The sequence below is a fragment of the Pseudonocardia sp. N23 genome, from assembly GCF_002583555.1.
GTDB lineage: Bacteria > Actinomycetota > Actinomycetes > Mycobacteriales > Pseudonocardiaceae > Pseudonocardia.
This window is the reverse complement of the sequence record NZ_BEGX01000010.1, coordinates 1-11,466: the sequence shown is the minus strand read 5'-3', so window position 1 is coordinate 11,466 and position 11,466 is coordinate 1. Positions and strand designations below refer to the sequence as shown.

Here is an 11,466-nt window from a genome sequence, read left to right as displayed (position 1 = left end):
TGCCGTTGCAGTACTAACCGGTGGCGCAAGCTGCCTGTTATCGAGCCAGGCCCTGCTCGTGGTCGCGTACCTGTGTAAGGGCGAGACCTACGCCGACCTGACCTGCAGCGTGAAAATCGGCACCTCGACGGTCTACGGTACCTTCGGGAGGCTCTCAACGTGCCGCCGACATGGTGCCCACGCTGGAGCAGGTGATCAAGGTAGCTAAGCGCAAGGCGTTCGTGATCCTCGACGGCACGCTGGTGCGCATCGACCGAGTCGGCAACTACCGGGTGCTCAGTGGCTGGCACCGACGTAGGGCGTAGAGCTGATCTCTCAATGTCGGCGACGCTCGCGCAGGACCGCGTTCCGTCGCTCGGTCCATGACCGCGGGGTTCCTACGCTCACGCGGTGCCGAGTTGGGCGCGGAGCGCGTCGAGAGCGTGCAGCGCGCCGTGGATGCGGTGGTGTCGATCCAGGTTCAGCACTGACCTGTCCGTGCGCAGTTCCGCGGCTGCCAGCCCAGCTGCGGCGAGCGTAGCCGGGGTGAGGGTGTCGTCGGTGTAGTCAGCGCCGATCGCGTCGAGCCATTCACGCGCGGGGTGCACCTCGATTTCGATGTCGCGACCGGGGCCTGGGGTAGAGCCGTCAGCGCCCGAATCGAGGTCGGCGTCGCCCTCGGCAAGGACGCGATGTGCCTGGATCAGTAGCGCAAGCAGTACGGCGCGGACCTCGTCGCGGTGATCGTCGATCCATACCTGGCGGGCGTCGCGGGCTCGAAGCTGCCGGCGGAGGTCGCGGGTCAGCTGTTCGTCGGGGCGGTCGTACTCTAGCAGCGCCCCGAGCCGGTCGATCCGGTCCTGGGTGCCTTGCCGGGTGGTGATGCCGAGCGGGGAGCCGAGATCGCTGAGAGACAACCCCGCGGCCAGCCCCTGGCGGAGCAGTCGGCGTTCGGTCCGCCGGTCCTCCCACCACAACCAGGTCCACAGCACCAGGGCGTCGGCGTGGTCGGCGGCGCTGACCCAGCGCGGCACCCCGACCGTGCCCCGGCCCAGCACGAATTCCAGAACCTCGCGCGGCTCGCTGCCGAGCTCTGACCTGCGGGGATCGTCGAAGCGGGCGTGTCGCCGGTCGATCCGGGCGATCGCGGCGTCCCGCTCAGCGGCCAAAATTCTCGGAGGCGTGACCATGCGTCAGATTTTCACAGACGTGAATCCTGACAGGCGAGAACGGGACGCCAACTTCCCTTCAGATGCCCCGGCTGCGTCGCCAGGTTCCGATTGGGTGTGATCACCTGACCTGACCCCACCTCGGCCGGTTGTCGTCAGCGAGACCCGTCCGATAATGCCCTGCCCGCATTCGCCGGACTCACCGCTCAAGGCCTGACCGGGTCGCTGCGGCGAGCCCACCGCAGCTACGGACGATGCCTTGCCAACTTCGACCCCCGCAACAGCCGAGATGCGCGGGGCCGGGCGCTGATCCTGATCGGGTTCGCGGGGCCTTCGCCGCAGCGAGCTCGCGGCCCTGGCCCTGGCCCGGACCCTGGAGGACCTCACCGTCGACTGGGACGGGCTGCGCGTGTTCATCGCTGCGGTGAAGACCGACCCGACCAGCACGGGCCATATCCGAGGTCGGTCCTACGGCGCCCATCCCGAGAGCTGCCCGGTCCGGGCCGGGCAGGGATGCTTGGCCCATCGCACACCCGGCGCCGCACCAACGGCGAGTCCGCCGCAGTGGAACCCCGCCGCGGCCGCCCTGTGAGGCGGACAGCCCAGGTTCAGGTGTCTCTCGGCCAGGGGACCGATCGGCGGGGCGTGCACCGACCTCTCCGGTGCGACCTTTGTCCGGATCGACCGTTGGGGGGGGACCTGGGGCGGCAGGCCATCTCGGATCGGGCGATCGCACAGATCGTCGAGGCGCCCGCCGCTGCGGCCGACCTCGAGGGCCATTGGGCCGGTCACTCGTTACGGCGGCGTTTCGCCATTACCACTTATCGCTCGGGAGAGTCCGAGATCGCGCCCATGCGACACAGTTGCTGGCGGTCCAGCTCAGCGATGCGGGGGGCGCATCGACGGGGGGGCCGTCTGGAACGACGGCCCCACTCGACGCCTCGGACTGCGATCCAGGCCTCGGCAGACGTTTCCAGACACACCCGGTTCCCGCACGACCTCTGACGTCGCCGACGACCATACGTCGACTCCGGGCACCAGGATGTCCGTCCTTGCTACCACCACAACATTACGAGCGATTTTCGAACACATGTTCGATGTTGAAGCGCTGCCCAGGGGATCGGGACAGCCCCTGGCCGGGGGCTGTCCCGTCTAGTTCTCACGTCACGCATACCCAGCACGGTTACGCGACGCCGGTGCTTCGGTGAGCCGAAGCGACTTCCCCAACCTGTCGAGAAGGGTTGCTTACGATGGAGAGGATACCCTGGCAAGGCTGGTGATGCGCCGCATCATGGTCGCGACACGCCGATCCGTTGATCGAGTGGGCTAGCTTTGCGCTGTGTTTACCCCGAGTGGGCCGAACGGTTCATTGACGATAAACGGCGTTTAGTGCGGCGATCCCGAGGGCCAGCAAGTCCGCGACGTAGCGGCGCGCGTGGGCCGCGCGGGACGTTGTAACGGTGTCTACTGACCGCCCAACTGGCCTCGTCGTGGCGCGGAACTAGATAGGTCCCAGGCACCGCGACGTATCGTGAGCCTGGCGATGGCTGGCTCCCGAATCCGAGGTGTCCCGCCCATGTCGGCTGGAGCGGATAGAGGCCGTTTGCGCGGCCTCCATCGGTCGCCCTCATTCGGCGCTGCACGTCGCGCCACACGCTGCCGACGCCGTAAACGGCGTTTGTCGTGGACTGAGGCCGTCAGGAGTTGCCCTATACGGACCCGCCTTCACGCGACGGCTCCCGGCGCTGGTCAGTAACGGCGTTCGGTCGGCGATTTCCGCAAGTCGCGAAGTGGGCACCTGTCGGCGGCATCGGGTACCTGCCACCCCTAGAGACCGAGTCGGCCAGGCTACCGGGCACTGAGTCGCATGTGCGACGGACTGAGCTGAGCCAGGCTCTCGATCCACCACATGTGCCCGTCTGGACCTGTCCGGAGGTGGGCATCTGACGGGCCGCCCCTCCTCCTCTCCAGAGGCGGCTGGGGCTCGCACATGTGGGAGAAGCTGCGCCGGGACGGGATCGGCGAACTGCCGAGCTGACGGCCGAACAGGCGGACAGTCTCACTAGCACCCGATCACGAGGCCGAGCTATCGCATCGACCAATCCTGGAGGCGGAGGCTGCGCCGGCGCATCACGTAAACGGCGTTTAGGGCCGTCGGCGAGGCGACGACCGCATCCAGATGCACGGATCGCTCCCTTGTTGTCCGCACGAAGGTCAGGAGTTCGTCCACCGAGGGGGCCACGTGCGGCATGCGATGGGCGCGCAGGAGCACGAGTAGTAGCTGGGTACGGGTGAGCCCCGCGGCAAACGGTGTTATCGCGTTGGCGACGACTCAAGGTTGATGTCGTCTGCGTGGCGCCCGCACTCGGTAGTCGACTCATGCTTGAACGGAGTACAAGGCGCATGGTCAGGCGGTCGGCGTGGCGAATCCCCGTCGGCTCATCGAATGTCACTGGTCCTCCGGACTGAGGCGCGGATCTATGCGCGCGGTCTTAGTGTCATCCCGCGGGGCGGAACCGGCGTGCGCTGCTTAGGATCCGGGTCGATGCCGTCCTATCGCTGGACCCGAAGCCCGGCCAGGAGAACGGGCGATCGGGGACGGGGTCACGTAAGCGTCGTTTAGCCTGCCATGAGTTGTCGTCCAGGCAGTTTGTCGATCGACGACAGTGCCATGCCTCGGCGCCGCCTCATGCTGGCTGTGCCTTGGATCGACTGGTCCTGAAGTCGGTCAGGCGTGACGGGCGACGGCGACGACCTGCCGCCCGACCTGATTACGGTCGAGTTCGTCGGGGGCCTCAGGTCTCGATCGCGACGCTGGAGAGGACCTCGTGGAGTTGATGCCGGCGTAAACGGCGTTTATCTCCTGCACCGCCACGGGAGTTGAGCCAAGTGAACACCGCGCTTCTCGTAACACTCGAGAGGGATGGGGGTTCCACCGCCTACAGCGCACCAGCTCGCATATCGAACCTCAGCCGTGACACGGTCAGTCCGTGTGACCGTAGAACCATCCTGAGGCTCCTCCGGCACGAATGCCGTCGAACCGAACCCCGGATCCCCCCGTCGCGGTCCGGCACGCTGTGCCACCGTTCATAGGTCTTCGGCTACACCTGTAAACGTCGTTTATACGTAAGGATGCCGACCCGGGGTCAACACTCGAGATCCTGACTGGGTTCACCGACACGAGCCGCTCACGTCGAAGCTCCCCAGCAACCGTGGGCATGGCGGTCACGCAGCCAGCCTTCGCATTGCCGACATGACATCCTCCTGGAGGAGATCTGCAACATCGTCGAGTCGTCGTCGCCCGCGGGACGGAGGCTGCACAGCTTGAGTCACCGGCAGCGCCGTATAGGTCGGGCCCCCACGAGTTGCCAGTCCACGCCCATCGGCAAAGGGACGCTGCCGAAACCACCACGCGCTAGATCGATCGCTGGGACGACGGCGATGCATGTCCCGTCTGCATCATGCAGCGTGGGCTTCGACTCACTGGGTAAACGCCGTTTACAGCATCACTCCGATGGCCAGAGTCCGCGTCGCGCCGCAACCACATCGCCCGCCGGAGCCAAATCGCCAGCAGTGCTCGGCCATACTCAGAGCTGCCTCAGAGCGGACGGCTCCGACTCTAGCGCGGGCGATAAACGGCGTTTATGGCGCCGTGCGGCGACACCGCCGCCCCCCTCGTGCCGAGGGACAGCCGAGGCGCAACAGACGACGGTTGATTGCATTTGATCTTCAATAGCCTGACCGAAGGGCCCACAGACAACCGCAATCCAGCATCTTCCAACACACGAAGTACTTGACAGCCCCCTCGGAGAGTCGCCAACGCACATCCACGTTGATCTGGCAAGATGCGGCTCGATCCGAAGTACCGCCCGCCGGGTGGGAAGCAAACGGAGGGGTTCTCACATGGCGCGTGTCCACGTCATCGCCAATCAGAAGGGCGGGGTCGGCAAGACTACCGTCACTGTCAACTTGGCGGCAGTGGTCGCCGACACACTTGGAGGAAACACCGAGTCGCCACGGGTACTGGGTGTCTCTACCGACCCGCAGGCATCGATGCTGGAGTGGGCAACGCGCGTGGGCGACGCGTTGCCGTTCGACTTCGAGCAGTGTCACGATCGGCCAGAGGTTCTCGCGAAGCTTCGCACCATCACCCATTACGAGCACATCTTCGTCGACACCCCGGGCAGCCTAGAGGACGAGCGAATCTTGCAGACGGTTCTAGCACAGGCCGACGACGTGATCGTGCCTCTGGAGCCGGAGCCGATGTCGTTCTCTCCGGCTGCGCGGTCGATCGCCCGGGTCGTCGAGCCGGCGGGTGTTCCGTGGCGGGTGTTGTTGAACAACTGGGATCCTCGCGACGGCAGCGGCGACCTGATCCAGACCAGGGGCTTCGTCGAGGCGAAGGGGTGGCCGTGTTTCAACACTGTCATCCGCCACTACAAGCTGCACACGAGGGCGTCCGCTGAGGGGGTCACCGTCGTTCAGTACGCGAAGAACCGTGTCGCCCTGGAGGCTAGGCAGGACTTCTTCAAACTCGCTCTCGAAGTGTTGGGGAGCAGTAGCGGTGGAGTGCCCCGTCACGCCAGTGACTTGCAGGAGGCGAGTGGGGCAGACGCCGTTTACGCCGGGGCTGAAGACTGATGGGCAAGCGCGTCGATCTCGCCGCCCTGGCGGCCGAGGAGGTTCCCGATTTCGCTCCGCCGGCTCGCTTGCGACTCGGGCTGCAGGAGGTTCCTCCGGCGACAGTCGTTGCGACATCGGAACCGGGGCCCGAGGTCGCCAGTCTTGGTGAGTCCGCTCTGCCCATCGCCGACATCGCCTGCAACCCGCTCAACCGCCCAGGCGCGGACGATGAGACAGATGACGATGAGTTCCGCGAACTCGTCGACACGATCCGGACGCACGGCGTGCTCCAGCCGATTCTCGTGTGCTCGGCAGAGGCGTTCACCAGCAAGTACCCCGATCACACGGGCTCGATCGACGGGGCCAGCTGGGTCGCTCTCATCGGTAATCGTCGATTGCGTGCTGCGACGGACGCAGGGCTCCCCGCAGTGCCCGCTATCGTCAACGACGACCGCATCACATCAATGTACGAGGTGATGCTCGTCGAAAACGGACACCGCAAGAACCTGTCTCCGCTCGACGAAGCTCAGGCCATGTCGCGGGTGTTGAAGGAAGAGCGGATCACGCAGAAGGAACTCGCACGGCGGGTCGGGCGAACCGCCATGTACGTCAGTCAGCGCCTCGCGCTACTGGGGCTCATCCCGCCGCTTCGCGACGCGTTCACGATGGGCATACTCAAGCTTGAGCTCGCCCGTCAGTTCGGCACGCTGACCGAAGCCGAACAGCAGGCGATCGCCGACGCCGGGCAGCCCTACCGGCCGCAACCGGTCAACGCTGCGGCCAAGGCTGGTCCGTCGATCCGGCGGATCTCCGCGGGCACTCCCGAGCAAGCCGCGGAGTCAATCCGCAAGCTCTTCACTCCCGACGAGCTTGCCGAGCTTCTTCGTCTACTCGGTACCCGTAGTTAGATCCGGCCCCACCAGCTGGTGGCCGTCCGGTTCGGTCGGCCACCAGCAGCTCCTAGGCTCCTTGCTCGATAAACGCCGTTTACCGGAAGGCTGGCCTGGTCCAGGACGTCCCGGGATTGGCGACACAGACTTAGTGCCCCGATGACGGGGGATGTATGACCGCCCGGGTCGAGTCGGCAAGGGCAATTCGGACCAAATCTGTCCGCGTCGGCAGACGGCATATTATGACAGCTGTCACCGCGAGATCAGATCTTACTGAGCAACGACACGTTGCCAACGTGCAGGCGAGGCTGGTGGATTAGCAACTCGTCGACGTCGGGCTCGTCGAGGACCACGAGCAGGCCGCTGATGTGACCGTTGTCGGAGTGCGTGCTGATGACCAGGTCGATGTGGCTGGTGTCGTAGTTACTGCCGGAGATGATCGACGAGATCCTTGCCGTTGTCGCGGGTCGCCGCCGTCGATGATGAGTTTAGTAGTTCGGAACATCGAGAGAGTCGATGCCGTCCTGGCGCTCGCCCGGGCTACGCGGGGTGAAGATCTCCAGTCCCTCACCGGCCTCAACCCGCTTCGGTCACCCAGACACAATAACCCCCGCCAGTGATCGAGGCCGCAGGGCGAGCGCTCACCCTGCCACTCGCTCTCCCGCCCGGGGAGCGATACCGGGCGGAACCCGGTTCGCCAAACGCCACCGGACCTGGCCTGATAATCCGACAGCTCAGCTTCCGGTGGCGCCCGTGGAGAGGACGGCTAGGAGCGCCTCGACGAGGCCGCGGTCGCTCTGGTAGTCCGCAAGCGCGTCGTCGACCCCGTCAGGTCCGGTGTTTTCGCACGTCAGAGCCACGAGCAGGGCGTCGCCGCTGCGTGTCTCGGCATCGAGGCGGGTGGCCAGCTCGGCCGAACCGAACTTGACCAAGGCGGTGAGGACGGCACTGGCGCGCCGGTCGGCAGCCCGGATACCGCCGCGGTCGTCGGCTGCGAGCGCGGCGCGATGGTCGGTCTGCGCCGCACGGTGCGCAGTGGCCATGCGACGGAAGTCGTGAAGTGGCGTCATCGGTGTGTTCCTCCTCGGAGTCAACGTCTGCTTCGGTCGGGGATGGCCCCATCCCGACGTTGGGTCGCTCGGCCGCCGCATCCGCAGTCGCAACGGCGTCGGCGGCGGGCCGGGTGCACTGCACGTGGTCAACCGCAGAGCCATGGGTGCCCCAGTCACCCGGGCTGGCCATGCGGGCTCGGAGCTCGTCGCGGGCGCCCACGTCGGCTGGCTGAGCGTGGGGGCGCTGGTCTCGGGTCGCGGGTCGACTCGGTGGCGTGGTCATCGGCTGTCCGATTCAGACTGCGAGCGCACGCGCTCAAGTTGGCCACGGAGCTCGGCGAGCTGCTGGTCGTGGGCGGCGCGGGCATCCGCGAGACGCTGCTCGGCATGCGCCGCGGCCGTGGTAGCGGCATCGCGCAGCGCCTCGATCTGTGCAGTCGCCCCAGCGAGGTCGGCGCGCGCCGTGGCGGCACGTTCCTGCTGGTCGCGGGCCTCGCCGCGGGCTGCGGTGAGCTGATCGGTGAGCGAGGAGATGGTCAGCTCGTCGCGGGCGGTGCGCTGTTCGGCTAGTTCGGCGCGCCGGCGCTGTTCACCCAGTTCGCGGCGCTCGGTCGCGAGCGCGGCGCGGGCGTCGTCACGGGACTCGGTGAGGTCGCGGACCTGCTGGGCCGTGGCGGCGAGCTCGGTGCGGGCGTCGTCGCGGGCGGTCTCGGCCGCGGCGAGCTGCGCGGTAAGGCGTTCGACCTCAGCACGGGCCTCGGCCAGCACGGTGGCGGTGGCGGCGCCCTCGGTCTGGGCCGACTCGAGGGCGGCCCGGACCTCGGCGAGTTCGTTGATCAGTACCGCGGCGGCGCGTTCGTGCTGGTCGCGCTGCTCGCGAGCTTCGTCGCGGTCGGTCAGCGCCTGGTCGGCGACCTCTTCGGCGGCAGCCTGGGCGGCCCGAGCGGTCTCAGCGGCGCGCTCAGCGGCCTCCGCGCGCGCGAGCGCGTCCTCGGCGGCGCCCTCCGCGACGTCGATACGGGTACGGGCCTCGCGCTGCACGGACTCGACCTCGGAGGTGGCTGAGTCCGGGTCGGCGGCGACCTGCAGCGCCTCGACAAGCTGTGTGATCAGAGGCTGCAGCTGGCGGTCGACCAGGTTGCCGAGCTGCTCGTGCAGCTTCGCGGCATCGGCGCGGGCCTGGGTGACCGGGCGCGGGGGAGTAGCGCCGGGCGCCGACGCCGGCGCGGGCCGACTGCCGGGCTCGGGCACGGTGACCGCGCCGTTGGCGACGCGGTGGGCGTTGTAGGCGGCGTGCCGCAGGCCGTCGACGACCTGCTGGCAGTACTTGGGCTTACGGCCGACGCCGGCGTACTCCATGACGTTGCGGCAGCCGCCCGGCATCGGGAACTCGCAGGCGATCGTCTGAACCTGCGGTCCGCCTGCGGCGCTGATCTCAGTCACGCAACTAAGCTAGCAGTTTAGTAGCGTTACGTCAAGTAACGTTTCATAGCGTTTTATATTTTCGCTCTGCAATGAAATCTAATAACCACAAGATAATGCCGGTTATCTTGCGTCCGAGGCGCGATAGCCGGGCTCCGTCAGATGACGGGGGACTCGCTGCCCTCGGGCGCGCGATGCTTGGCGGGGAGCCGTGTGGCAGCAGAAGCGTTCGTCGTCTTCCGGCGCGGTCGCCCGGGCGCGCCCCCGCAGGGGCCCCCCTTTGCCCCGATCAGGACAGAGGAACCCGTCGGCCGGGGCGGGTGCGGGGCGCCCCAGGCTTCGGTCATGCCCGTGGAGGTCCGGCGCCGGCGCGCGCCGGAGGGGTCGGCTACAGCGACTCCGACGGCGACGGGGTATCTCGACAAGGACGGACGGCAGCTGACCCTGTCGCTCACCACCTACGCGATGCACCCCGAGCTTCCCCCACGATGATGCGGGTGATGGCCTCGCAGCCCGACAAGGCGAGAATCCGGACGACCACCCGCGGGTCGTCCACGGCATCGCTGACTTGTCCGGAGACTCCTCGCTCGTGGTCGCAGGCCCGACCGGGACGCCCGCGCCGGGCGGCCACGCCTGCGAGCAGACCACGCAAGCGGGTCAGGTCTCTATCAACGGGTCGTTGGTGCCCGCCAACCACGGTGACAACACCCCTCCCAGATCATCAACAACAGGGGCAACCAGTCATGCCATGGCCGGTGGCCTGCAAGCCCTCACCGGGCTTGATCAAAAAGGTAATGGGGCGACCGACTGGTGATCGCCGCCCTGGACCTGACCGGTTCGACACGGGGGCCGGAGACTCGGTGACCGACTCCAGCAACTGACAACCCGACGCCGGTGTAGTACAGCCCCTGCAGCCGACCATTCGGTCATCGTCGGGCGGGATCGCTGATCAGGCACCGCCAGAGCGTGCGCGGGAGCTGGTCGTCGTAGTGGCAGCTGAGCTCAGGGGGAGTGTGGCCGTGTCGGTTCCGGGTCCGGTCAGTCGCGAACTCGATGTCCCCGGGAGCGGCTGCATAACCCATCGAGCGATCTGCTGTCACCGATGCCGCTGTAGGCTGGCAGCGCGTGACCAGGTGCCATCGCGCGGCGATCATGTTTCAGCCGTCGCTCACCGCGACGGCACGCATAATCGGCAGCGACTCCTGATAGCTGTCGTCGTACCCTGCCCCAATGCATGACCGCCCGGACCTGCTGCGCCCGCGCTGCCCGCGCTGCGGCAGCGTGTGGGCCGGGACGGACCGAGCTCACTGCCCCTCGTGCTGCCAGACCTTCGATGACCCAGCCCTGTTCGACGACCACCGCGAATCAGGAGCATGCACCGACGGACGAAGCCTCAGCCTCGTCCAGACCAAGAACGGGATCTGGGTCCGCCCTTTCCAATCCAGCTGCTGACGACCTCACTGACTGCCGCCAGGGGTTGCTCCCGCGTGAAAGTGCTGGCGCGTCAGACTTCGACGCCACCCGCCGCGACATCGAGCTGCTCTCAGCTTCGCCAGACGGGCCAACCCTCGCCGGCCATGCCATCGACCGGATCGCAGACCTTATTCCCGGTCTCACCAGTACCGCGATCACCCAGATCAAAGGATGGCTCGAGATCGCCGGTGTCCGTCTCAAGGGTGCCGGGACGAACGCTCGGCCGTTCCTCGGGAAATTGGCCGTGCTGTACGACGACGGGCCGCGCTCCTACTTCACCACCGTGACTGGCCGCCCTCGACGCCTGCCGAAACGCGGGTCACCACATCCCCCAGCGACGCGGGGTCCGCCCGCTTCTCGACACCGCCAAGATGGCAGTGGCCGGCGTGCCGCTGCCCGATCTCCTTGATGCCTACGGCGACCGAGCCGCCCACACCGCCGCCCACACCTCCGGTCACGACGACCCTGACGGGCTCTACTTCATGACCGTCCACCAGGCAAAGGGTAAGGAATTCGACGCGATGATCCTTCTACCAGCGTCGAAGCGATGGTTCCCCGCGGACGACGAGGGCCGACGCCTGCTCTACGTAGCGATCACTCGAGCCCGCTCTAGCCCTGGTGATTCATGGGGTCCGGTAGTTGATCTAGATCCATGATCGTTTCGGGTTTCCGGGTCGGGGCGTGAGGGATCGTCCGGCCTGCGGTTCTGCCGGGTGCTCCGCGCCGCTCGTGCCGATCGGGGTGGGTGTCAGCCTGCGGGGAGGGCAGCGTGTGGAGCTGGGCGAAGGCCTCGGCGAGCTGTTGGGCCCAGGGCCAGGTCTGCTGGATCCGGATCCAGGTGCGGCGCTGACCTTGGGT

At 67.0% G+C, this 11,466-nt stretch carries 8 protein-coding genes; 4 read left to right on the top strand and 4 right to left on the bottom strand.

Annotated elements, in window-relative coordinates; all coding sequences use genetic code 11:
• Positions 1-170 precede the first annotated feature (170 nt).
• Entirely contained in the window at positions 171-305 is a 135-nt protein-coding gene (locus tag TOK_RS34650; RefSeq protein WP_256387957.1) for a hypothetical protein, read from the top strand.
• A 78-nt stretch (positions 306-383) separates the two neighbouring features.
• On the opposite strand, the gene TOK_RS05150 is transcribed toward TOK_RS34650, so the two are convergent.
• A complete protein-coding gene (locus TOK_RS05150; RefSeq protein WP_098956640.1) occupies positions 384-1,169 on the bottom strand; it encodes a hypothetical protein in 786 nt (261 codons plus the stop codon).
• Between the two features lie 3,882 nt (positions 1,170-5,051).
• Here TOK_RS05150 and TOK_RS05140 point away from each other — a divergent pair.
• Positions 5,052-5,789 (top strand): ParA family protein, encoded by a 738-nt coding sequence (locus tag TOK_RS05140; RefSeq protein WP_098956638.1) that lies wholly within the window; start codon positions 5,052-5,054, stop codon positions 5,787-5,789.
• Positions 5,789-6,679 carry a ParB/RepB/Spo0J family partition protein gene (locus TOK_RS05135; RefSeq protein ID WP_098956637.1) on the top strand — a complete coding sequence of 297 codons (891 nt, stop codon included), beginning with the start codon at positions 5,789-5,791 and terminating at the stop codon, positions 6,677-6,679. Before TOK_RS05140 ends, TOK_RS05135 begins: the two co-directional genes overlap by 1 nt.
• 716 nt (positions 6,680-7,395) lie before the next feature.
• On the opposite strand, the gene TOK_RS05130 is transcribed toward TOK_RS05135, so the two are convergent.
• The 3 genes from TOK_RS05130 to TOK_RS33800 form a co-directional block, all read right to left on the bottom strand.
• Complete coding sequence (locus TOK_RS05130) at positions 7,396-7,731, bottom strand: hypothetical protein (RefSeq protein ID WP_141566266.1); 336 nt, start codon at positions 7,729-7,731, stop codon at positions 7,396-7,398.
• A gap of 261 nt (positions 7,732-7,992) precedes the next feature.
• A complete protein-coding gene (locus TOK_RS05125) occupies positions 7,993-9,156 on the bottom strand; it encodes a hypothetical protein (protein ID WP_098956635.1) in 1,164 nt (387 codons plus the stop codon).
• Between the two features lie 1,727 nt (positions 9,157-10,883).
• On the bottom strand, positions 10,884-11,102 hold the full coding sequence (locus tag TOK_RS33800; RefSeq protein ID WP_253258188.1) for a hypothetical protein: 219 nt from the start codon (positions 11,100-11,102) through the stop codon (positions 10,884-10,886).
• Here TOK_RS33800 and TOK_RS35235 point away from each other — a divergent pair.
• Positions 11,001-11,264 carry a 3'-5' exonuclease gene (locus TOK_RS35235; protein ID WP_374754857.1) on the top strand — a complete coding sequence of 88 codons (264 nt, stop codon included), beginning with the start codon at positions 11,001-11,003 and terminating at the stop codon, positions 11,262-11,264. The two genes, TOK_RS33800 and TOK_RS35235, sit on opposite strands and share 102 nt — an antisense overlap.
• The last annotated feature ends 202 nt before the right edge of the window (positions 11,265-11,466 follow it).

Excerpts from the sequence above, each read along its gene's own strand:
- TOK_RS05135 (WP_098956637.1), top strand. The coding sequence starts at position 5,789 with ATGGGCAAGCGCGTCGATCTCGCCGCCCTGGCGGCCGAGGAGGTTCCC.
- TOK_RS05140 (WP_098956638.1), top strand. The coding sequence starts at position 5,052 with ATGGCGCGTGTCCACGTCATCGCCAATCAGAAGGGCGGGGTCGGCAAG.
- TOK_RS05130 (WP_141566266.1), bottom strand. The coding sequence starts at position 7,731 with ATGACGCCACTTCACGACTTCCGTCGCATGGCCACTGCGCACCGTGCG.
- TOK_RS05150 (WP_098956640.1), bottom strand. The coding sequence starts at position 1,169 with ATGGTCACGCCTCCGAGAATTTTGGCCGCTGAGCGGGACGCCGCGATC.
- TOK_RS34650 (WP_256387957.1), top strand. The coding sequence starts at position 171 with ATGGTGCCCACGCTGGAGCAGGTGATCAAGGTAGCTAAGCGCAAGGCG.